This is a genomic window from Fictibacillus sp. FJAT-27399 (assembly GCF_001510655.1).
GTDB lineage: Bacteria > Bacillota > Bacilli > Bacillales > Fictibacillaceae > Fictibacillus_C > Fictibacillus_C marinisediminis.
Map to the genome: position 1 here is coordinate 1,687,358 of NZ_LMVC01000002.1, position 19,521 is coordinate 1,706,878.

The 19,521-nt window shown below is 42.8% G+C and carries 27 protein-coding genes; 11 read left to right on the top strand and 16 right to left on the bottom strand.

What is annotated here, in order from left to right:
• Position 1: 1 nt before the first annotated feature.
• The gene (gene hemH, locus AR335_RS13560; RefSeq protein ID WP_062236626.1) at positions 2-943 is read right to left on the bottom strand and encodes a ferrochelatase; all 942 of its coding nucleotides are present in this window, start codon (positions 941-943) and stop codon (positions 2-4) included.
• A gap of 5 nt (positions 944-948) precedes the next feature.
• Positions 949-1,983, bottom strand: a complete 1,035-nt coding sequence (gene hemE / locus AR335_RS13565) for a uroporphyrinogen decarboxylase (protein ID WP_062237106.1) — start codon at positions 1,981-1,983, stop codon at positions 949-951.
• Between the two features lie 176 nt (positions 1,984-2,159).
• Here hemE and AR335_RS24100 point away from each other — a divergent pair, with 176 nt between their 5' ends.
• Positions 2,160-2,465, top strand: coding sequence for a hypothetical protein (locus AR335_RS24100; RefSeq protein WP_156418971.1), 306 nt, complete (start codon positions 2,160-2,162; stop codon positions 2,463-2,465).
• Here the strand turns inward: AR335_RS24100 and AR335_RS13570 are convergent.
• On the bottom strand, positions 2,458-4,578 hold the full coding sequence (locus AR335_RS13570; RefSeq protein ID WP_062237108.1) for a transglycosylase domain-containing protein: 2,121 nt from the start codon (positions 4,576-4,578) through the stop codon (positions 2,458-2,460). The two genes, AR335_RS24100 and AR335_RS13570, sit on opposite strands and share 8 nt — an antisense overlap.
• A 258-nt stretch (positions 4,579-4,836) precedes the next feature.
• On the opposite strand from AR335_RS13570, the gene AR335_RS13575 reads away from it, so the two are divergent.
• Together AR335_RS13575 and AR335_RS13580 are read left to right on the top strand one after the other, a co-directional pair.
• Positions 4,837-5,337, top strand: a complete 501-nt coding sequence (locus tag AR335_RS13575; RefSeq protein WP_062236629.1) for an antibiotic biosynthesis monooxygenase family protein — start codon at positions 4,837-4,839, stop codon at positions 5,335-5,337.
• A 150-nt stretch (positions 5,338-5,487) separates the two neighbouring features.
• Complete coding sequence (locus tag AR335_RS13580; protein WP_062236632.1) at positions 5,488-6,378, top strand: diacylglycerol/lipid kinase family protein; 891 nt, start codon at positions 5,488-5,490, stop codon at positions 6,376-6,378.
• 3 nt (positions 6,379-6,381) lie between these two features.
• Here AR335_RS13580 and AR335_RS13585 read toward each other — a convergent pair whose 3' ends face one another.
• The 3 genes from AR335_RS13585 to AR335_RS13595 all read right to left on the bottom strand — a co-directional run bounded on the left by AR335_RS13585 (position 6,382) and on the right by AR335_RS13595 (position 8,027).
• The gene (locus AR335_RS13585) at positions 6,382-7,065 is read right to left on the bottom strand and encodes a phosphatase PAP2 family protein (RefSeq protein WP_062236635.1); all 684 of its coding nucleotides are present in this window, start codon (positions 7,063-7,065) and stop codon (positions 6,382-6,384) included.
• A gap of 84 nt (positions 7,066-7,149) precedes the next feature.
• Positions 7,150-7,488, bottom strand: a complete 339-nt coding sequence (locus tag AR335_RS13590) for a DUF3243 domain-containing protein (protein ID WP_062236637.1) — start codon at positions 7,486-7,488, stop codon at positions 7,150-7,152.
• 14 nt (positions 7,489-7,502) lie between these two features.
• On the bottom strand, positions 7,503-8,027 hold the full coding sequence (locus AR335_RS13595) for a type 1 glutamine amidotransferase domain-containing protein (protein WP_062236640.1): 525 nt from the start codon (positions 8,025-8,027) through the stop codon (positions 7,503-7,505).
• Positions 8,028-8,174: 147 nt separating this feature from the next.
• Between AR335_RS13595 and AR335_RS13600 the strand changes: the two genes are divergently transcribed.
• On the top strand, positions 8,175-8,606 hold the full coding sequence (locus AR335_RS13600; protein ID WP_053355543.1) for a ferritin-like domain-containing protein: 432 nt from the start codon (positions 8,175-8,177) through the stop codon (positions 8,604-8,606).
• A gap of 59 nt (positions 8,607-8,665) precedes the next feature.
• On the opposite strand, the gene AR335_RS13605 is transcribed toward AR335_RS13600, so the two are convergent.
• From AR335_RS13605 to AR335_RS13615, 3 genes are read right to left on the bottom strand one after another with little or no spacing between them, the layout of a single operon-like run.
• On the bottom strand, positions 8,666-9,427 hold the full coding sequence (locus AR335_RS13605; RefSeq protein WP_062236643.1) for an EcsC family protein: 762 nt from the start codon (positions 9,425-9,427) through the stop codon (positions 8,666-8,668).
• 46 nt (positions 9,428-9,473) lie between these two features.
• The gene (locus AR335_RS13610; protein ID WP_062236645.1) at positions 9,474-10,691 is read right to left on the bottom strand and encodes an ABC transporter permease; all 1,218 of its coding nucleotides are present in this window, start codon (positions 10,689-10,691) and stop codon (positions 9,474-9,476) included.
• Positions 10,688-11,431: an ABC transporter ATP-binding protein gene (locus AR335_RS13615; RefSeq protein WP_062236648.1), complete on the bottom strand. Its 744-nt coding sequence runs from the start codon at positions 11,429-11,431 to the stop codon at positions 10,688-10,690. The genes AR335_RS13610 and AR335_RS13615 overlap by 4 nt, the downstream gene beginning before the upstream one ends.
• Before the next feature lie 550 nt (positions 11,432-11,981).
• On the opposite strand from AR335_RS13615, the gene AR335_RS13620 reads away from it, so the two are divergent.
• From AR335_RS13620 to AR335_RS13630, 3 genes are all read left to right on the top strand, one after another.
• Positions 11,982-12,410, top strand: coding sequence for an HIT family protein (locus tag AR335_RS13620; protein WP_062236651.1), 429 nt, complete (start codon positions 11,982-11,984; stop codon positions 12,408-12,410).
• A 236-nt stretch (positions 12,411-12,646) separates the two neighbouring features.
• A complete protein-coding gene (serC, locus tag AR335_RS13625) occupies positions 12,647-13,732 on the top strand; it encodes a 3-phosphoserine/phosphohydroxythreonine transaminase (RefSeq protein ID WP_062236654.1) in 1,086 nt (361 codons plus the stop codon).
• Positions 13,733-13,849: 117 nt separating this feature from the next.
• Complete coding sequence (locus tag AR335_RS13630; protein WP_053355549.1) at positions 13,850-14,380, top strand: tryptophan transporter; 531 nt, start codon at positions 13,850-13,852, stop codon at positions 14,378-14,380.
• A gap of 38 nt (positions 14,381-14,418) precedes the next feature.
• Here AR335_RS13630 and AR335_RS13635 read toward each other — a convergent pair whose 3' ends face one another.
• Both AR335_RS13635 and AR335_RS13640 read right to left on the bottom strand, forming a co-directional pair.
• Positions 14,419-14,835 carry a YkvA family protein gene (locus AR335_RS13635; protein WP_062236658.1) on the bottom strand — a complete coding sequence of 139 codons (417 nt, stop codon included), beginning with the start codon at positions 14,833-14,835 and terminating at the stop codon, positions 14,419-14,421.
• A gap of 98 nt (positions 14,836-14,933) precedes the next feature.
• On the bottom strand, positions 14,934-15,128 hold the full coding sequence (locus AR335_RS13640; RefSeq protein WP_053355551.1) for a hypothetical protein: 195 nt from the start codon (positions 15,126-15,128) through the stop codon (positions 14,934-14,936).
• A gap of 153 nt (positions 15,129-15,281) precedes the next feature.
• Here AR335_RS13640 and AR335_RS13645 point away from each other — a divergent pair, with 153 nt between their 5' ends.
• Positions 15,282-15,638: a YtxH domain-containing protein gene (locus AR335_RS13645; RefSeq protein ID WP_053355552.1), complete on the top strand. Its 357-nt coding sequence runs from the start codon at positions 15,282-15,284 to the stop codon at positions 15,636-15,638.
• A 212-nt stretch (positions 15,639-15,850) separates the two neighbouring features.
• The gene (locus tag AR335_RS13650; protein ID WP_053355553.1) at positions 15,851-16,435 is read left to right on the top strand and encodes an HTH-type transcriptional regulator Hpr; all 585 of its coding nucleotides are present in this window, start codon (positions 15,851-15,853) and stop codon (positions 16,433-16,435) included.
• Here AR335_RS13650 and AR335_RS13655 read toward each other — a convergent pair.
• Both AR335_RS13655 and AR335_RS13660 read right to left on the bottom strand, forming a co-directional pair.
• Positions 16,426-16,767 carry a DUF1878 family protein gene (locus tag AR335_RS13655; protein WP_062236662.1) on the bottom strand — a complete coding sequence of 114 codons (342 nt, stop codon included), beginning with the start codon at positions 16,765-16,767 and terminating at the stop codon, positions 16,426-16,428. The two genes, AR335_RS13650 and AR335_RS13655, sit on opposite strands and share 10 nt — an antisense overlap.
• 104 nt (positions 16,768-16,871) lie before the next feature.
• Positions 16,872-17,441 carry a YpmS family protein gene (locus AR335_RS13660; protein WP_062236664.1) on the bottom strand — a complete coding sequence of 190 codons (570 nt, stop codon included), beginning with the start codon at positions 17,439-17,441 and terminating at the stop codon, positions 16,872-16,874.
• Between the two features lie 89 nt (positions 17,442-17,530).
• Here AR335_RS13660 and AR335_RS13665 point away from each other — a divergent pair, with 89 nt between their 5' ends.
• Complete coding sequence (locus tag AR335_RS13665; RefSeq protein WP_053355556.1) at positions 17,531-17,716, top strand: hypothetical protein; 186 nt, start codon at positions 17,531-17,533, stop codon at positions 17,714-17,716.
• Positions 17,717-17,781: 65 nt separating this feature from the next.
• Here AR335_RS13665 and AR335_RS23205 read toward each other — a convergent pair whose 3' ends face one another.
• From AR335_RS23205 to AR335_RS23215, 3 genes are all read right to left on the bottom strand, one after another.
• On the bottom strand, positions 17,782-17,865 hold the full coding sequence (locus AR335_RS23205; RefSeq protein WP_082316023.1) for a YjcZ family sporulation protein: 84 nt from the start codon (positions 17,863-17,865) through the stop codon (positions 17,782-17,784).
• Between the two features lie 54 nt (positions 17,866-17,919).
• Positions 17,920-18,015, bottom strand: coding sequence for a YjcZ family sporulation protein (locus AR335_RS23210; RefSeq protein WP_082316024.1), 96 nt, complete (start codon positions 18,013-18,015; stop codon positions 17,920-17,922).
• A 111-nt stretch (positions 18,016-18,126) separates the two neighbouring features.
• Entirely contained in the window at positions 18,127-18,225 is a 99-nt protein-coding gene (locus tag AR335_RS23215; RefSeq protein ID WP_082316025.1) for a YjcZ family sporulation protein, read from the bottom strand.
• Positions 18,226-18,436: 211 nt separating this feature from the next.
• On the opposite strand from AR335_RS23215, the gene AR335_RS13675 reads away from it, so the two are divergent.
• Positions 18,437-19,318, top strand: coding sequence for a peptidylprolyl isomerase (locus AR335_RS13675; RefSeq protein ID WP_062236667.1), 882 nt, complete (start codon positions 18,437-18,439; stop codon positions 19,316-19,318).
• Positions 19,319-19,521: the final 203 nt, after the last annotated feature.

Genomic DNA, 19,521 nt, shown 5'->3' on the forward strand with positions numbered 1-19,521 from the left:
ATCACTTTCCTTTTTGAGTTAAGGCTTCTGAAACGACATCAGCAAGTGAATCGATGAATTCATCCTTTGCATTCGGCATGGCCGGACGATAATAGTTTACGCCAAGCTCTTCTGTCACTACTTTGCATTCATAGTCGTTATCGAACAGAACTTCCAAATGATCGGCAACAAAGCCTACCGGACAATAAACATAGGAAATATACCCGTGCTCTTTATACAGATCTCTTGTTAAATCCTGTACATCAGGACCAATCCATGGTTCTGGCGTATTTCCTGCGCTTTGCCAGCCGATCGTATAATGAGAGATGCCAGCCTTGGAGGCAATGAGATCAGCTGTTTCCTTGAGCTGATCCGGATAAGGGTCTCCCATCTGCAAAATCCGTTCCGGAAGGCTGTGTGCGGAGAAAATAACAACTGTTTTTTCTTTCTCGCCAGATGGAATCTGATCCATAATCTTGTTGATTTCCTTCACCCAGTAATCTATAAACTTAGGGTTATCATACCATTGATCAATAGAGGTGATGTTTATGCCTCCTAGATTTCCCGCTTCCTCAGCTGCCCTTCCGTTGTATGATTTCACACTGAACGTAGAGTAATGCGGAGCAAGGACTAGTGAGACTGCCTCATTTATTCCATCTTCCTTCATTTGTTTTACGGCATCTTCAATAAATGGATCTATGTGTTTTAAACCTAAATAACTCTTAAACTCAAGATCTTCATAACGGCTGTTCATCATTTCTTCAAGCCTTTGTGCCTGTTCTTCCGTTATTTTAGCGAGAGGAGAGATCCCCCCGATCATTTCATAACGGCGTGTTAAATCTTGAAGCTGCTCTTCTGAAGGCTTTTTTCCGCGTCTGATATGTGTATAATATGGCTCAACTTCTTCAAGGCTTCTTGGAGTTCCGTAAGCCATGACAAGCAATCCTACTTTTCGTTTTTCCATCATCGTCACCCCAGTCTGTTAGAAGAATAGTCATGAATAAACGCGGTTAAACGCTGCAGGGTTTCCACTTGCACCTGTGGGAATATCCCTTTTCCAACGTTAAAAATGAAACCTGGTTCTTCCATTCCTTCGTCAAGGATCTGCTTCGCTTTTTCCTCAATGACCTTCCATGGGGCCAGTAAGATGGATGGGTCCAAATTACCTTGCAATGCTTTAGTAATCCCCATCTGTCTGGCTTCTCTTGGAGAGGTTCTCCAGTCAAGTCCGATAACATCGATCGGCAGGTCGTTCCACTCGTGAAGAAGGTGCCGGGCTCCAGTACCATAGAGGATGAGGGGGACCCCTTCACTGCGAAGCGCTGTAAAGATGCGGTTCATTACTGGTTTGATATATGTTCTAAAATCTTCTGCGTTCAGCGCACCGACCCAGGAATCAAATATCTGGAACGCCTGAGCGCCTGCAGCGATTTGTGCTTTTGCATAAGCAATCGTCATATCTCCAAGCTTGTCCATAAGCAGGAACCATGCTTCAGAATCAGAATACATCAGTGCTTTTGTAAGGTGATAATCCCTGGATGGCCCGCCTTCGATCATATAGCTTGCTATCGTGAACGGCGCACCTGCAAATGTAATCAGCGGCACTTCTAGCTGCTGGCGAAGGAGTTTTATTGTGTCGAGCACATAAGGTACATCCTTCTCCGGCTGGATAGCTCCAAGTTTTTCTACATCTTCCATTGTGCGTAAAGGACGGTCAATAACAGGCCCAACACCAGCTTTGATCTCAACGTTGATGCCCAAAGCGGGAACCGGCGACATAATATCCTTATAAAGGATCGCTGCATCTACACCATGCTGGTCGACAGGAAGCTTCGTGACCTGAGCACAAAGCTCGGGGCGGTGAGTAATGTCAAAAAGCGAATATTTCTCTTTCAGTTTTCGATACTCCGGCTGTGAACGCCCTGCTTGGCGCATATACCAAACCGGTACAAAACTGTTTTTCTCTTTTCGGCAGGCTTTTAAAAACTCATCGTTAACTGTCAAAATCAACACACCTTTCTGCTTTGAAGCAAAAGCCCGATCCACGTTTCTTCCTATACTTTGTGTCCCGACCTACTATGAATTCCTGTAATTTAACGTTTAGAAACCCGTTCGCTCCATATCCATTAAACATTGTAAAAGAATTCACAATAAATGTATAGCTTCCGGTTTTAAATGTCATGAATTTGACAATCAGCCACCGACAAACATCACAGCACCGGAGGCAAACAAGGTGCCAGGCACCAAAATGGCGGTGCCAGACACCGCTTCGAAGCTGGTGCTTGCAAAAGCTTCGTCGATTAGTGTCTGGCACTGCTCCGATGCGGGTGCTTGCAAAAGCTTCGTCGATTGGTGCCTGGCACTGCTCCGATGCGGGTGCCTGGCACTACCTTTTTAAACATAAACTTCGAAGTGAAGTGCCTGGCACCTTGTTTACTCCAATTGCGAGTGCCTGGCACCTTGTTTACTTCGAAGATATCATCTGAACCACTCCATGGAGACGGTGTTGGACGGTTCGCCTTCCTGATCGGTCTGCGGATTTAGCGGGACGACATAAAACTTTGGCATGCTGAACAAATATTTGGCGGATACGTTGTAGCTTCCTTTGCCCGTTACGGTATCAATATGTGTTGCCTTTCCTTCTTTGACTGAGTAGATTTTATACTGCAATCGTTTATCAGCCGATGGAGTCCATGTCAGTTTTATTCCCGGAACACCGAAGGATCCCAATGCGAAATCAGCCTTCAGGTCCTTGATCTTAACGAGATCGACCGGAGGCTCCAGCTCTTTTACCCCTTTAGGCTTTTTAAAGGTCAGGCCCCGCTGTGAGGGCATCTGATTGATGACATCTTTAAAGAGCCTTGTTGCTTTTTCGCTGGACGTGTTGAGATAGCTTTCATTCGTCGTTTTATCGTATCCAATCCATGCTGCTCCTACTACTTTCGGGGTATATCCTACAAACCATGCATCTTTGTTGGCATGCGGCACACCTTCATAGTTTGTTGTACCGGTTTTGCCCGCCAGCTCTGTATTAACCGTGCCGTATCTCCCCGTACCTTTTTCCACTACTTGCTGAAGCATACGGGTCATGTACCATGCGGTTTGTTTTTTAAATACTTTCTTTTCCTTGTGGCTTGCCTTTCCTACCAGTTCGCCGTTTCGGTCATAAATTTTGGCGATGACGTACGGTTTGACAGTTTTCCCTTCACGTGCAAATGAACGGTAGGCTGCCATCATCTGATAAGGGGTTACACCATGATCCAGACCTCCGAGTGCAATGCCGAGACTTTTATCTGGAATATCCATCCCCAGACTGCTCAACGCTGCTTTTGATTGATCGACTCCCAATTCGTTGAGCAGCCAAACAGCAGGAGCGTTGATGGAATCTCGGATCGCTTCTGCCATGGACACCCTTCCCCTGTATCGTCCATCGTAATTTTTCGGTTCATAGCCGTTGTAGCTGAGCTGTTCATCTTTTAACATCGAATATGGTTTATAGGCCTTTGACTCCAATGCAGGCGCATAAACTGCAAGCGGTTTAAAGGATGAACCCGGCTGCCGGTTAACATATACCCGGTTCAGCCCCTCCGTGAGATAGCCTCTTCCTCCCTGCGCAGCAATAATTCCGCCTGTATCAGCATCCATGAGCACCATGGCTCCTTCAGGACGCTCTTTCCCTGTTCCTACAAAATAATCCGGCTTTAAAAAGGTCTGGTACATCGCCTCTTGTGTACTTTCTTTCAGCGGCACGACAACTTTGTAGCCGCCTTTTCTCATTTCTTCCCTGGAAAGGTGATATTTCTGTTTAGCCTCATGGAGCACCATATCAATGTAAGTAGTAAGTGCTGGATTCCGCTCTTCCTTGTGGATATTAAGAGCAATTGTCTTCCCTTTCGCCCTTACCGCTTGTTCGGCTGAAATAAAATGATGCTTTGCCATCAGGTCCAATACGAGGTCTCTTCTTTTTTTACTCGCTTCTTTATGTTCGATCGGAGAGTAATAGCTTGGGGCTTTGGGCATTCCGGCAAGCATGGCCCCTTCTTCAACCGTCAGATCGCTGACATCTTTATTAAAATAAAATTTGGACGCTGCCTGGATCCCGTATGCGCCATGCCCAAAATAAATCTGATTTAAATACATCTCCAAAATCTTGTCCTTGCTGTATTTTCTTTCAAGATTGATAGCGATTACTGCTTCCTTCGTTTTTCGGAGCAATGACTTCTCATGTGATAAAAAAACGTTCTTAGCAAGCTGCTGAGTGATCGTGCTGCCTCCCTCAACTTTATGGCCTGCCGCGATATCACGGTAAACTGCACGGGCGATCGAGCGAAAATCCAGCCCGTGATGCTCATAAAATCTTGTATCCTCAACCGCAACAAAAGCATCCTTCACTTCATCTGGGATTTCATCAGCTGAAACCAGCTCCCGATTTTCAGAATAAATCCGGGTGATTGTGCTGCCCTTCATATCAACAAGTTTAGAGGCAGAGCTCATTACAAGATCTTTCTCATCGACGACATAGTCGCCAGCCATAAGTATGAATAAATAGCCCATGAAACCTGCTATCAATATTCCTATTAATAAACCGATGCCAAGCATTCCGTTTTTAAACACGTCTGTACCTCTTTTCAATACAAAGTTTCCCTATCAACGTGCCCATACCTGATTGCTTATTTTACTATATTATTACAGAATCCGCTAAAACAAGGATAAAGTCTTTTTAATTGCAGACCCTAGTAAAAATTGCTTACGCTGCCTGCTGTTCGTTTTTGCTTTCGTTTATTATTTGCTTTCCGCGGGTAAATCATGAATTAAAGATGACTGCATTTCAAACATAAAAAACAAGGAGCGGATTATATGAAGCTATATATCACGTATGGAACCCAGCACTATTTAGAAAATCTTCCAGAAGCCTCTTCTGATCACTCCATTCTGCTGGAAAGCAGCGGCGATGCGGCACTGATCGCAGAGCTTGAAGGAGAAAATCCCTTCCAAGAGGGCCATGGCTATGAGATTTTAAATGCAAGAGGCCAATTGAAGGAAGGCTCTTTCGCTGTCTTAAACCACATACAAGTAACTGAAGAAGGAAAATCGCTCTTTGAAGAACGTTTTAAGCAGCGCGCAGGTCTTGTTGAACAGGAATCGGGCTTTGCTGCCATCAGGGTACTGCGACCAGAAGAAAACGACCCTTATATTGTGATGACCCTTTGGAAATCACAAGGAGATTTTACGAACTGGCAGCAGTCGAATGCCTATGCCGAAGCCCACAAGAACAGAGGCACCGGCTCAGGACTGCCCCAGACTCTATTTTCCGGTCCCTCTTTTGTAAAAGAATATGATGTCGTTTCAAAATCGTAAAACTGCTTTTAAACATTGGCGTCCCGAAAAGCCCGCGGGCAGAATTGCTGCTCTGCAGGCTTTTTCCTGACTGAAATATACAATGGCAATCGTATTATAAACAAAAAAGTCATTTCGAATTTCTAGTAACAAGAATGGGGAGGCGCGGATATGAATAAAGCCGCCATTATCGTAAATCCGAATGCCGGAAATAAGCAACTTGTTGAAAACATAAATGAAGTCGTACAAAAACTAGAAGAAAAATACAGCGAAGTCATCGTCCATCAAACGCAGGATGTTGGAGATGGAGGAAACTATCTGACGAAGATTGCAGGTGAAGTCGATCTCGTGATTGGAGCGGGAGGAGACGGTACCATTCACGAGCTCGTAAACGCGCTTTGCCCTCTGGAAAAAAGGCCTTTGTTTGCTATACTTCCCGGAGGTACATGCAACGACTTCTCAAGGGCGATCGGCATGAATCAGAATCCCTTCAAAGCTGTTGAGCAGATCTTGGAGCATAAGGTCGAGCAGCTGGACGTTGGACACTGCAATGCTCACTATTTTCTTAACTTTTGGGGAATCGGTCTCATTACACAAGTGTCTACCAATATAGACAGCCAGATCAAAGATAAATTCGGACGGCTCTCCTACTACCTTTCAGCCGCACAAACATTAAAAAATTATGAACCGTTTCAACTTGATATCAAGAGCCCCGACTTTACGTATCAAGGGGAAGCCGCCATGCTTATCGTTGGAAATGGCCCTTTTACTGGAGGCATCAAAGCCTTTTTCCCAGATACCGATATACAGGACGGAAAATTCGATATTCTTATCGTAAAAGAACCATCTCTGCGTTTAATCTGGGATACGATTCAATCCAAAATGCTGAACCAGAATCCCGCCAATGACGATATCAAATACTATAAAACCAGCCGCCTTATGGTGAATACAGCGCCTGATCAACTGATCGACTGTGATGGTGAACGAAATGTCCATACACCCGCTGAACTGGTTAACCTGGAAAAGTATTTGTCAGTCATCGTCGGCAATTTTCCAGTCTGAGTATCATCTCCTTGGCTGTTTATAAAAATAAACAGCCTCCAGGGCTGCTATGCATAAGAGAAGCCATACCAATCCTGCAGAGTAACCGGCAATAATATCAGAGGGATAATGAACACCGAGATAAATGCGGCTGATGCCGATTCCAATTATGGCGACCGCAAATAATAAGGTCCACCCTGTTTTTCTTAAGGGCTTTCTCTTGCTCCTTACAACCAAATATCCCAGGAATCCGTAATACACCATACTGCCCATTGCATGCCCGCTTGGAAAACTGAAGCCGAGTGCTTCTACCAAAGGATCTGCATTGGGCCTTTTTCTTTGAAAAGCATTTTTGAGCAGCAAGTTCAATAAGCCTCCCCCGCCAACAGCCAGCAGGAAGAATACCATCCCCCATAGGTTCTGCCGTTTGAACCACAGCCACAGCATACCCACAGCAAGCAGAATGCCAAGAGCCAGTTTGGACCCTATTTCTGTGAAAAATAACATCACACGATCCAGCCCCGGTGAGGAATAAGAACGTACGGCATCAATAATTACCGGATCAAATTCAAAAGGTTCCTTTTCAACAATTTCCTCAGAGAGGGAAGCAAAAATAAAAATAGCAGCCGCCGCCAGCAAAAATCCAATCACAAGCAGAACAGCCGGGACGATAGGGAAGGATATTTTTTTCATCCATTTTTTCAGCATTTTAACACCTCTTGCTTCATCAGTCATAACATCTGGCAATAAGAAAAAGCTGCTGAGAGCAATCAAAGCAGCTTTTTCTGCGTCCTATTGTACAAGTTTTACAAGCATATGCGCCAATTGATGCCTTTGATTTTCGTCGCCTGCCTTCCAAAGCTCTTTCAGAAGGTTTTCTTCAGCATTGCGCGGCTCTTCGGTCTCAGCCAGATGATCTGCAACTTTTTGTGCAGCTTTAGCAAGTGTTTCTTCATTTAATCCAAGTTTCTCACCAAGCGCCACCCTTGTATGAAGATACGATTTAAATTCAGAAAAGTTCCGTAAAATTTCATCTTTGCGTTCATCACTGATGCGTCCAACAGTATCATCTACTTTGTTGATGTTCACTGTATCGTCTTTGTGCAGGATATGCTTTTCTTCATTGCCCATAGCTTTCTTCTCCTTTATTGATTTAATTTTGAAAGAATGGAAAGGGACTTCTTGTTGAATGCCGGGATGTCATCAGGCTGTCGGCTGGTCACAAGGTTGCCTCCGCAAACTGCCACTTCTTCATCGACAAAATTAGCTCCCGCATTTTTCAAATCCACTTTAATGGAGTTATAGCCTGTTACTTTTCTGCCCTTTAATACTTCTGCTGTAATTAACAGCTGAGGGCCGTGGCAGATCGCAAAGATTGGTTTTCCGTTATCAGCAAAATCTTTTGCGAACCTCACAAACCGTTCATCATCCCTAAGTTGATCAGGCGAGAAGCCGCCGGGGATGAAAAGAGCATCAAAATCAGAAGGGCTGACATCGCCAATGCCTGCGTCAGCAGTAACAGTTGCTTCTTTCTGCTTTCCTTCCAGCTGTTTTCCTTTTTCCGAGCTGATCACTACTACCTCGTGACCCGCTTCTTTATAAGCTTTCGCTGGGTCTGTATATTCAACATCTTCAAATAAATTGGTAAGTACAGTTGCAATTTTAGCCACTGAAATCCACGCTCCTTTACATTTCTATCTGTCTACACCTCTTAACATTTCCTTTTGCCAACTGAAGTAAACCCTTTTTTCCATAGTTTATCCATTATGCAAACGGGGAAGAATAACACAGAATGAATTTTGGGAGGTAATGTAAAGATGGAAAAAGATTTACAAGCACTAATAGATGGACTAAACGAGGATCTAGCCAACGAATATTCAGCGATCATTATGTACAATCACAACGCAGCAACGGTTTCAGGAATCTTTCGCCAAGTGCTAAAGCCATTCTTTGAGTCAGAAATTGGCGATGAACAAGGCCATGCCCTTTACCTTGCAGAAAAGATCAGCACACTCGGAGGAATACCTACAACAACTCCAAAAGAAGTCAAACAGGTAACAGATGTACGCCAAATGCTTGAAGAAGCAAGAAATGCAGAAATTGACACCATTCGCCGATACGAAGAACGCAAAGAGCAGGCAGCTCAACTGAAACTGACGGAACTGGTTGTCCAGCTCGAAGACATGATTGCTGATGAAACCAAACATAAAGAAGAAATGGATCGTCTCTTAAAAGACAACCGATTCTAAAATAAAACAATAAAGCTGCCCCCGGATAAACCAATTGGTTTATCCGGGGGCAGCTTTATTTATGTCTCTTTCAGCCAGCCTTTTTCCTTTAATTGATTGATTGTCCTCAGCCGGAAACAATTCTTCGCTGTTTTTCCAAGTTCATCCAAAAAGCGATAGTTCGCATAAGCACCCACTACTGCTCCAAAACCGGGGATCATCTGCAGCATTTTTACTAGATCGATATGATCTCTGTAATCCTGCTGCAAAGATTGCCAATCAATATTCTGCAAATATTGCTGCTCAGACGGAAAATCTGCAATGGTCAGTTCCCAGTTCATGATTTTCTCCAAGAGTTCTTTTCTCTTAAACGGGCTTGAGTAAGAAAGCTGAAAGATATACAAAATATACAGGCGTTCACGATAATCTTTTACATTGTATCCGTAGACTCCAGCCACATCGAACAGAAATTTCATTTTAATTCCTAATAAGATTGGAAAATCCGCAAGGCCCAGCAAAAATCCCCCTGCCCCTGTCCCCGCCCCCTCAACTGCAGCTGTCCGGCGGTAAGCGGTGATTAACGAATCTGCCGCTTGATCACTTTCCCTGAGGGCAAGAGGAGCAAGCGGCTGCTTTTTCGAGGTATATTCTGAACCAATCAGTGTGCCGTGCACCATGCTTTTGATGCTTTTCGTGATCACCTGATGAACCTTTTCGGGCAGAAGTTCATTTATGCGGGTTTGCAGTTTTTTAGCAGATCGGTCCCAGAGAGAGGGATTTTTGTTGATCTCTTTTTCCCATCTGTTCAGTTCAGCCAGAATTTGTGTTTCATACTTTCCCATTCAGCTTCCCCTCAATCCTTCCCAGCCTTGCTTGGTTGTATTACTACTACATTACTCGCAAAAGCTGTTTTTTAGTATAGTAAGCGGTAAACAGCCAAACAAAGATAACTGCAGCCACTCCTGATACAGCTCCAATCATCCAAGTCCCTCCCGTCAGAAGCAGAAAGGCAATATAAAGGACGGCCTGGATGGATAAAAGGATACGAAGCCATTTTTGAAAGGCCTGAAAACGCCATTGGTGTTTGACAGGATACAGCTCAAACCATACGTTTCCCCTGTGGTGACCGTAAAGCGGCAGCAATTGTACGCCTGTTGCATGCATAAATAACAAGACGAGTAAAGGATGCCACCACCCGGAGGGGATCCAGAAAAGGAAAAGAACGCCGATGATGATCAGTCTAATGTAGATTCCATAATAATCATTGGATCGAAAAAACGTCTTGCGGTATAAACCGTCAAACGTATGTCTCTGTTTATAGGCCACTTTGGAAAGCAGTGACAGCCACTTTCTCGGCTTTACTTTTTGAGACAGCTGAGGGACGTCTGTGAACAAGTTGGCAATCCGATAAAGCTTCATCATCATGCCATTTTCCACTTCAAGCAAATGCTCCCACTTGTAGCCGTGCACTTTCTTGATGTAACCAAACACAAAATTTGATAAAACGTACATAATGGCAAGAATAGCGATGATAAACACATAAGCCTTCTGAAAAAGAAGATACAGGAACACTGCATTAACAGCCAAACGGATGGCCATATAGTTCCTCCTGCTGCGGTCAAAGGGCAGCCGCTGTTCTTCCCATGAGGTTTTGACGTTCCATATTTTTGCTGACAGCAACAGAATTAAGGTCAGCAACATCTCAAACGGCCTTCCGGAAATGAACTTTGAAAACAGCGGCCCGAATGCGAGAAACACAACGACGATCACGAAGCATTGAATGATGATCGTATAGCGCAAGGAATTCCTGAAATATTCTTTCATTCTCGATTCGACAGGCAGGAGAAACACGAGGTCGCCTTTTTTCAAAAACGTCCGTACTGGGCTTTTTGTCAGCAAATAGGCAAACACCGCTACAAGCAGCCAGGACGCTGGAAAGTTTTCAGGCAGCTTTTTAAGGATCCTGGCATAATAGAAGCTTCCCATCACAAACAAAATGTAAAGCGAGAGCATGAACCCGCTGTTTCCAATCAATCTGAAGTAGCGGAGCGCTATTGTAAAATACTGGTCCTTCCTGCTCTCCCATATCTTTGTGAAATCCATCATGGCCTGTTTCCTCTGCTGGTATAAATATAGATCTCATCGAGCGTAGCCTGAGGATTTCCGACCTGATTTTTCAATTCCGCTAACGTCCCTTCCAAAGCGATCTTGCCTTCATGCAGGATGATGAAACGATCGCAGTACCGTTCCGCCGTTGCCAGGATATGTGTTGACATCAGGATGCCTGCTCCGTTATTTTTAAACCTTTCCATCAGTTCCAGAAATGAATGAATGCCGAGCGGGTCCAGTCCGACGAATGGTTCGTCAACGATGTAGAGTTCAGGCTCTACCAGGAAAGCGCACAAGATCATGACTTTCTGCCGCATACCTTTTGAAAAATGTCCAGGAAACCATTTGATTTTATTTTCCATGTTAAATTCCGTAAGCAGGGGCCTTACTCTTGTTAAAAACGTCTGCTCCTCCAGGCCATAAGCCATGGCAGTCATCTCGAGGTGTTCCCAAAGAGTAAGCTCTTCGTACAGGATAGGTGTCTCTGGTATGTATGATAACTGTCCGCGATATTCCTCCGGTTCCTCCTGAAAGGTCTTCCCATTAATTCTGGAAGTACCTTTATTCGGCTCCATAAGACCTAAAACATGCTTGATGGTCGTACTTTTACCCGCTCCGTTCAAACCGATCAGCCCTACGATTTCATTGGCATGCACATTAAAGGAAACATCATGCAGCACAGGCCTGTCAGGTGAATAGCCTCCTGTTAATCCGTTGACTTCAAGAATTTTTTTCATGTTCGACCCCTTCTTTCCCAGCTTCTCCTCTATTTTACCGAGATTGTCCATTTTATATGAAAAACCGCACCGCGAACCACGTTTTAAAAAAGCTGTCCTTCCTTTCAGGAACAGCTGCGACACCTCTAATTTGTTATCAATTCCGCCTTTATTTCATCTTCATCATACTATGTTTCTTTTTTGTTTTCCAACGGCTGCATTTTTTATGGATAAACTTCTTGATTCTTGGCAAACCTATATTTGAAGAAGGCATCCCCCCTTCTTCGAGGGAGATTTTAGGTGCTATATAACGATTTGAACAACCAAATTCAGGGAGATGATTCTCTTGGAAAGATTATTGCTTACCTAAGCTTTTAATCCAACAGAATGAGGTGTTCGCAAAAAAATCGAAATGTATGTTTCCAGGTTCTCCTTTCTTCTCTAACCTCTATAAGGAAGAGGGCTCTACAAACGTAGGGTCCTCTTTCTTTGTTTAAATTTTTAAATGTTCCAATAACATATTGTCCGCACTTATGCTAAAATGAGAAAAAACATTTTCAGAGGTGATGAAATGAACCATGACGAGCATTGTATTTTTTGTAAAATCGTGAAGGGCGAAATACCAGCCTATAAAGTATATGAAGACGAAAACGTTCTGGCCTTTCTCGATATCAGCCAAGTCACAAAAGGGCATACCCTCGTAATCCCAAAGGAACATTACAAAGATATTTATGCCCTGCCTGCTGAAGCAGCAGGAAAACTGTTCGCAGCTGTTCCGGCCGTTGCCGAAGCGATTAAAGAGTCATTTGATCCCATCGGTCTTAATGTACTGAATAATAACGGAGAACCTGCAGGACAATCCGTTTTTCATTACCATGTACATATCATTCCCCGCTATGGCAAAGGAGATGGCTTTGGAGCGGTGTGGGAAACCCATGATTACTCACAGGAAGAGTTCAGTGAGATTTCCAGCTCGATTGCTTCCCATCTTTCTTCATAACATTTGTATATCTGCTGCCTGAATCAAGGCAGTTTTTTGTTTTATAAGCTCTGTTAGTCCATGTTGTTGATTTTTGGTGGGGTGTGATTGAACCGCCAGCTATCACCCCTTCTTATTGGAGAAAAAGACTTGAGGGCCTTTTTTAAGTATCAGTATGCGATTTCCAATATGATTGAAATCAACAATCTGCTTTAACAAAGCATTGAAACCACTAAATAAGGGGAGGAATTGTATTCATGAAACAGGTATATAATTTTAACGCAGGACCTGCAGCTTTACCCCGGCAGGTATTGGAAAAAGCAAAAGAAGAATTTTTGGATTTCCAGGACACGGGGATCAGCATTATGGAACACAGCCATCGCGGAAAACACTATGAGGAAGTTCATGAAGAAGCAAAAAAACTTTTAAAAGAACTGCTTTCTATACCCGATCAGTATGAAGTTCTATTCTTGCAGGGCGGTGCGAGCCTGCAATTTGCGATGATACCCATGAATTTTATGAAGCCCGACGAACAGTCCGGCTATATCTTAACCGGTTCCTGGTCTGAAAAAGCGTTAAAAGAGGCCAGTAAATTTGGAGATGTAAAAGAGATCGTATCAGGAAAAGCTTCCAACTACGCCTCTATTCCTGATCTTCCTTCTTTTTCTCCTGAAGAATATTCGTATGTTCATATAACATCCAACAATACCATCTATGGTACACAATGGGCTTCATTCGACGGTATTGACCACCCTTTTTTGATCGCTGATATGTCCAGTGATATTTTAAGCAGAAGGATTCCCGTAGATAAGTTCGGCCTTATTTATGCAGGAGCTCAAAAAAACCTGGGCCCTGCCGGTGTGACGGTTGTAATTTTTCGAAAAGATGCAGCCGAACTGGCAAATGAAGGGCTTCCGGCCATTCTTTCGTATGAGACACACATTAAAAACCGTTCGCTCTATAACACCCCGCCTACCTTTTCCATCTATCTCTTGAAACTCGTTCTTGAATGGGCGAAAAATCTGGGCGGTCTGGGGGAACTCGAAAAAAGAAACCAGGAAAAAGCGCAGCTCATCTATGAAGCCATTGATCAAAGCAGCGGCTTTTATTCAGGACATGCTGCCGAGGACAGCCGTTCATTGATGAATATTACGTTCACCTTACAAAATGAAGATTTGACGAAGCAGTTTTTAAAAGAAGCAAATAAACAAGGATTTTACGGGCTGGCCGGCCACAGGTCCATCGGCGGATGCAGAGCATCAGCCTATAATGCAGTTCCTCTTGAGGCCTGTCAGGCACTTAGGAATTTCATGGAAAATTTCCAGAAAAAACATGATAAATAGTCTTTAATTACTGTTCAAAAAGCTCCAGATTTGTTATTATAGTGATAACTTCTTTGCATAGGGCAAAAGTGCACCTATGAAAGATGAATTAAGAGTTGAGTTGAGGAGAGATGAGTAATGAAAACTAAATCATTAGCACTAACAGGTGTTTTATTAGCATTGGGGTATGTTCTTCATGCTATTATGCCGCCATTCTTTTTAGGCATGAGGCCTGATATGATGCTTACTATGCTTTTTCTAACGATTATCATGTTCCCGTCGCTTTCTAACGTCATTGTAGCTGCGCTGGCAACAGGAGTCATTACAGCCATAACAACAACTTTCCCGGGCGGGCAGATCGCCAACCTGGTCGATAAACCAATAACCGCACTCGTTTTTTTAGGACTATTCCTACTCGTTTCGCGCTTTAAACTAAATGCATTAACAGCTGCGATATTAACTTTCGCTGGAACGATTGTGAGCGGATCGATTTTCCTCGGTACAGCTCTTCTCGTTGCCGGCCTGCCTGGGACGTTTTTGTCCATCTTCCTGGCGGTCGTATTGCCGACAGCTGCCGTAAACTGTGTCGTCATGTTCGTCTTGTATCCGGTAGCACACAGCATCAGAAAGCGTTCAATGCCTCCGCAATCGAAAGAGGCACAAGTATAATTCATTTTAATAAGCCATAAAAAAAGCCGGTACCTGATTTAAGGTGCCGGCTTTATGGTTTGCTCTTCTTCTTCCCATTCCATGTAATGATCGATTTCTTTTTTAATCGTTTTATATAAAAAAGCCAAAACAGCAGCATCATCCAATAGGCCAATGCCTACCAAAAAGTCTGGAACAGCATCGATTGGACTGACAAAATAAAGCAGGGCCGCAACAATAAGCATCATCGATTTTTTTGATACATGCCGGTATGAGCCATCGCGATAATGCTTCACCAGCCTGATTAACGCTTTCACCTGAGAAGTCAGTTCCCGCAAGCTGCTGTTGTTTTGTGCAGATTCTGTTTTTTTCTCGGCATTGGTGATCAGTTCACCTGTTTGATGATCATCATCCAGAATAACAGAGGCCTTGCTTTTCATTCTGTTAAAATAATTACCGATGGTGTGACGCTCCATAATACCCTCCTCCTGACTTGTTGTTATTATACCTTTATCTATTATATTTCTAACATAAAAAAGCAGATTCAAAAAGAATCAGCTTTCCCTATTTTTCGTTATTTTGTGACAAAAGTGAGCAAACAGACAACTAGCCCCGTAATCCCGATCAAGCCGAAAACGACAGCTGTTTTTCTCTTTTTTTTGATGGAAGTGTTACGAAAGGAATACTGGCGGGTAGTGTTTAAGGAGTACATCATGCGCATAATTAAAAGCAGTCCTGCAATCAGCAATATTATAGTTTTCCAATTCATTGTCCATCCCCCCCATTTTATAAATATGCAGGTGCCTGTCCAATCATGCCGAAAATCATCGTTAAATATTTATGTTTTCGTGAAATTTCTCAATAGGAATTCTTCTGATCCACCAAGAATGTAATACTAACTATAAAAGAGGAGGAATTATTTATGTCTAAAGCAAAATCTTTACTTTACGGCTTCGCCATCGGAACAATCGTTACAGGTGCAACTACCCTGCTGTCTGCGCCTAAGTCAGGCAAGGATGTCAGACAGGACATTAAAGACAGTGCGAATAAGTTAAAGAACTCTGTCTCCCAAATGAAACGTGAGAGTATTACTCTTAAAGAAAAAATTATGTTTGTTTCCAAAGAAGGAAAGGACGCGTTCAAACAGGCTTCTGCTGACTTAAAGAAGGATATTGATCATTGGAAGGAAGATGTTCAGCCCAACATGGAAAGTATCCAGGAGAACGTAAAAGAGATCCAGGACACGCTTGAGGAAAGCAAAGCTACCCTGGCTAAATAATCACTGTACAATTGGGGATCTCCCTTGAACTGGGAGATTTCTTTTATTATTTAACTATTATGATCTTCCATATCTTATCATGCTTAAGTTTCATGCCTTTATTACCAATTTTTCTTTTAGTTTTGAAAAATTTTACTTTCTTATTATAGAAAATACTGGCATAATGGGGGGTAGATTGATGTTCTTATATGTAGTAATGGAGGGCATTTAGTATGGAAAAGGACAATTTGTACAGTGTAAAGGAAGCGATGATTTTCAGTCATAAATTCGCGCAGATCAGCAAAGCATTATGGAAGAGTGTGGAAAAAGACTGGCAGAATTGGATTAAGGATTACGGATTAAACATCAACGAACATCACATTTTATGGATTGCACATCAATTGGAAGGAGCCAGCATTTCCGATATTGCAAAATTCGGAGTCATGCATGTGTCGACTGCTTTTAACTTTTCGAAAAAGCTGGAGGAACAAGGCTACCTTTCATTTTCCAAAAAAGAAAATGACAAGCGCAATACATACATTCAATTGACGGATAAGGGTGAAGAGCTTCTCCTAAAAACAATGGAAACCTATGATCCGTCAAGCTTCGGTGTCTTTTCATCCGCTTTACCGATCAAGGAACTCTTCGGAAAGTTCCCTGACTTCCCTGAGATCATGTGCATGATCCGAAACCTCTACGGTGAGGACTTCATGACGATCTTTAACAAACTTGAGTTGAAAGTTGAAGAAAGCTTGGAGGAAAAGCCCCCAAGCAATGTCATACCAATGACTCCTGAGCTGGCAGGCATTCACTCGTAACGCCGTGCCAAATCATACAGTTTATCCATAAGTTCAGGATAGACGCCTTGGGTACGAAGAGCTTGAACGGTTTCTCTTGGCTTCAGCTTTGGATTCAGCATTCCTGCAAAATGGAGAAGAAGAGGAAGGTATTGCACATAACCACTCTCCGTCTGGACCTCAAAACGTCTTTGGAGTTCATCGCACAATGAAAGGACATCTCCCACCTCGTCTTCGCTCAGGTGGTTTTCCATCACCAGCGTATAGAAGGGATATGTCCTTAAATTAATCGATTGTACAGTAAGCCGGTTATAATATTCCAGCCGTTCAACACGTTCTTCAATCGTTTCCATCTTCATCCTGCTTTCTTATAGTCGATCTTTAGTTTCTATTGTATAGTAAAGCCGCCTTTTTTGTAAGGCGGCTTTCTTCTTATCTTCTAAAATTCTCCATCTGTTTATTTTCCAAACACGTCTATCGAAATATTATTATGCGGCAGATCGACCTCTTTGGCCTTTACCTTAATGTGCTTCTTTATGTTCATCTTGGTCAGCTGCACGTGAATCATTTCTTCCTGCGGGTAAACCTTCACCCATTTGGGGAGGTCTACACTGTTTGAAACAAGATTAAGCACCTGCTCGCCCGGCAGATTCAAACGTCCGACCTGTACATTTTTTTCATGCAGAGCCAGATCTCCATTTGGAAGAACTTCTGGCGCCATCGACATCTGGTATACTACTTCTCTTCCAAAAACGTCTATCCGCCCGAACAGTTTCATCTGATTCGTAAGCTTTACCTTTAGGTCCAGGTTTTTTTGTTCCTCAATTTGTTTGTTCATTAGAAACGCAGCCTGTTCTTTCCCCGTATGTATAGTGAATAGTTTCTTCCCCGCCAGTGATCCACCGGTTTGTTCAGCTTTATCAAAGTCCTTTTCTCCTCCTGAAAAAATCAACGAAGCAATGACAATGATAACGATGACGATAACGGCAGCCAGAGCAAAGAAGCTCCATTTCCATTTGTTTTTCATTTTCGTCCTCCAATAGTTGCATTTTTCTATTCTTATTCCCCAACTTTTGTTAAAGTAAGAATGGTAGCTTTTTATGGAGGTATTGTACCATGCCAGATGTGATATTTGTAATTCTTGCCCCTGTTTTTTTATTTGTTTTTAATACCCTCACCAATGAACTCTGTTCACGTAAATCCATTCCTGCTGAAACACAGCCCAATGTGTTCCGTACCATAAATGTTCTGATTACCATTCTTTTAATCAGTGCTTATGTAGAAAACATCTTTACATACTAATGAGGCATCCCTATGCTTCTACGAAAACAAAAGGGATGGCAGATGCCACCCCTCTCTAGTTTTCGTCAACAGAAACAAATGCATCCGATAATAATGAGTAGGATTATCAATACAACAATCAGCTCAAAGCCGCCAGAAAAACCGTTCATTGAAATACCTCCTCCGGCAGAAAAAGCCGGTTTACTACCGATTATGAGGAGTGATTAACACCATCCTCCCCAACATACACATCCGACGATGATCAACAGAATAAACAACACAACGATTAACGCAAAGCCTCTTCCATGTGTAGAACCCATGATGCCACCTCCTTTATTTCTTACGCTATCCTATGCAGCCCACCTATTGCTCGCATAGGCGAATGCCTGTAAATCGAAATAAATTTTAAACTTTTGCCTACGTCCTTGTCCTTACCACGTGAAGCAAGTACAGCCAATTATTATTAATAAAATGAAAAGAATGATCAGAATTAAAAAGCTATGTCCGAAACCAGCACCGCATCCCATCATCAATCTCCTCCTTTTTTCTTCTCCACATCATATAGTGATATGTCTTGGTTTGATTAGACGAATGTCCCGGTTTATAAAAATTTCCTTGCTCAATGAAACAGTAAATTTGTGTAATTTTTCTCATAATTCCGAGTATGAATAGGATTTTATCCAATGTTTATGCTATAGTAGATACTGTGAAAATATTACTCGAACAGTGGGAGTGTGTCAGATGAAAAAATGGTTATTATCCCTTGGACTTGCTGCGGGAGTGTTGTCGCTGTCAGCGTGCAACTCCGGTGCAGGATCAGAGAAGGTTGTTGAATCCAAAGCTGGAGACATCACCAAGGATGAATTCTACAATGAGCTTAAGGCACAGTACGGAGATCAAGTTCTTAAGCAAATGGTAGATAATAAACTTCTCGAAAAAGAGTACAAGGTTACCGATAAAGAGATTGACAACGAGATCGCTAAAATCAAAAAACAGCTTGGCAGTGAAGACCAGTTCAAGCAAGCCCTTCAACAGAACGGCATTAAAAACGAAAAAGATTTACGAAAACTCGTTAAGACACAGCTTCTAAATAAAAAGGCAGCAACTGATGGTATTAAAGTTACCGATGCTGAAATGAAAAAAGTATTTAACGAAAAATATAAAGAAGAAGTAAAAGCAAGCCACATCCTGGTGGATGATGCTAAAACAGCAAAAGAAGTAAAAGCGAAACTTGATAAAGGTGAAGACTTTGCCAAACTTGCTGAAAAGTATTCCAAAGATCCTGGTTCTAAATCAAAAGGCGGAGACCTCGGCTACTTCGGTAAAGGCCAAATGGTTCCTGAATTTGATAAAGTGGCATTCAAGCTTAAACCTGGACAAGTCAGCGACCCTGTAAAATCTCAATTCGGCTACCACATCATTAAAGTCGTAGACAAGAAAACCAACAAGTTTGAAGACAAGAAGAAACAAATCAGCGAAGAACTGAAACAGCAAAAAGCAAAACCAACAGACCAAGTCATCACTAAGCTTCAGAAAAAAGCTGACATCAAGATCAAAGATAAAGACCTAAAAGACGCACTTAAAAAACAAGACACTCAAATGCCAGCACAGCCACAGCAATAATGAATGGCTGAATCGCTTTGCTCAGAGCCCCGTTGAACTGGAGCTCCTGAAATTCAACACGTTTTTTGTGTTGGGTTGAGGGAGTGAAGTTGGCGGGGCTCTAAGCGTTGAAGTTGGATCGATGAAAAGCTGAAGGACCCGTTCAAAGCCGATAGACGGTGGAACTTTTACACAGCAACAAAAAGGGGCTGTCCAAGAAGTCT

What these genes read in the sequence shown, in the direction of transcription:
- hemH (WP_062236626.1), bottom strand. Translation starts at nt 943, where the DNA reads ATGGAAAAACGAAAAGTAGGATTGCTTGTCATGGCTTACGGAACTCCA.
- AR335_RS13620 (WP_062236651.1), top strand. Translation starts at nt 11,982, where the DNA reads ATGAACCATGACGAGCATTGTATTTTTTGTAAAATCGTGAAGGGCGAA.
- AR335_RS13650 (WP_053355553.1), top strand. Translation starts at nt 15,851, where the DNA reads ATGGAAAAGGACAATTTGTACAGTGTAAAGGAAGCGATGATTTTCAGT.
- AR335_RS23215 (WP_082316025.1), bottom strand. Translation starts at nt 18,225, where the DNA reads ATGATGGGATGCGGTGCTGGTTTCGGACATAGCTTTTTAATTCTGATC.
- AR335_RS13660 (WP_062236664.1), bottom strand. Translation starts at nt 17,441, where the DNA reads ATGAAAAACAAATGGAAATGGAGCTTCTTTGCTCTGGCTGCCGTTATC.
- AR335_RS13665 (WP_053355556.1), top strand. Translation starts at nt 17,531, where the DNA reads ATGCCAGATGTGATATTTGTAATTCTTGCCCCTGTTTTTTTATTTGTT.
- AR335_RS13570 (WP_062237108.1), bottom strand. Translation starts at nt 4,578, where the DNA reads ATGCTTGGCATCGGTTTATTAATAGGAATATTGATAGCAGGTTTCATG.
- AR335_RS13640 (WP_053355551.1), bottom strand. Translation starts at nt 15,128, where the DNA reads ATGAATTGGAAAACTATAATATTGCTGATTGCAGGACTGCTTTTAATT.
- AR335_RS13580 (WP_062236632.1), top strand. Translation starts at nt 5,488, where the DNA reads ATGAATAAAGCCGCCATTATCGTAAATCCGAATGCCGGAAATAAGCAA.
- AR335_RS13645 (WP_053355552.1), top strand. Translation starts at nt 15,282, where the DNA reads ATGTCTAAAGCAAAATCTTTACTTTACGGCTTCGCCATCGGAACAATC.
- AR335_RS13590 (WP_062236637.1), bottom strand. Translation starts at nt 7,488, where the DNA reads ATGGGCAATGAAGAAAAGCATATCCTGCACAAAGACGATACAGTGAAC.
- AR335_RS13655 (WP_062236662.1), bottom strand. Translation starts at nt 16,767, where the DNA reads ATGGAAACGATTGAAGAACGTGTTGAACGGCTGGAATATTATAACCGG.
- serC (WP_062236654.1), top strand. Translation starts at nt 12,647, where the DNA reads ATGAAACAGGTATATAATTTTAACGCAGGACCTGCAGCTTTACCCCGG.
- AR335_RS13630 (WP_053355549.1), top strand. Translation starts at nt 13,850, where the DNA reads ATGAAAACTAAATCATTAGCACTAACAGGTGTTTTATTAGCATTGGGG.
- AR335_RS13675 (WP_062236667.1), top strand. Translation starts at nt 18,437, where the DNA reads ATGAAAAAATGGTTATTATCCCTTGGACTTGCTGCGGGAGTGTTGTCG.
- AR335_RS13615 (WP_062236648.1), bottom strand. Translation starts at nt 11,431, where the DNA reads ATGAAAAAAATTCTTGAAGTCAACGGATTAACAGGAGGCTATTCACCT.
- AR335_RS24100 (WP_156418971.1), top strand. Translation starts at nt 2,160, where the DNA reads ATGAATTTGACAATCAGCCACCGACAAACATCACAGCACCGGAGGCAA.
- AR335_RS23210 (WP_082316024.1), bottom strand. Translation starts at nt 18,015, where the DNA reads ATGGGTTCTACACATGGAAGAGGCTTTGCGTTAATCGTTGTGTTGTTT.
- AR335_RS23205 (WP_082316023.1), bottom strand. Translation starts at nt 17,865, where the DNA reads ATGAACGGTTTTTCTGGCGGCTTTGAGCTGATTGTTGTATTGATAATC.
- AR335_RS13610 (WP_062236645.1), bottom strand. Translation starts at nt 10,691, where the DNA reads ATGATGGATTTCACAAAGATATGGGAGAGCAGGAAGGACCAGTATTTT.
- AR335_RS13585 (WP_062236635.1), bottom strand. Translation starts at nt 7,065, where the DNA reads ATGCTGAAAAAATGGATGAAAAAAATATCCTTCCCTATCGTCCCGGCT.
- AR335_RS13635 (WP_062236658.1), bottom strand. Translation starts at nt 14,835, where the DNA reads ATGGAGCGTCACACCATCGGTAATTATTTTAACAGAATGAAAAGCAAG.
- AR335_RS13600 (WP_053355543.1), top strand. Translation starts at nt 8,175, where the DNA reads ATGGAAAAAGATTTACAAGCACTAATAGATGGACTAAACGAGGATCTA.
- AR335_RS13605 (WP_062236643.1), bottom strand. Translation starts at nt 9,427, where the DNA reads ATGGGAAAGTATGAAACACAAATTCTGGCTGAACTGAACAGATGGGAA.
- AR335_RS13575 (WP_062236629.1), top strand. Translation starts at nt 4,837, where the DNA reads ATGAAGCTATATATCACGTATGGAACCCAGCACTATTTAGAAAATCTT.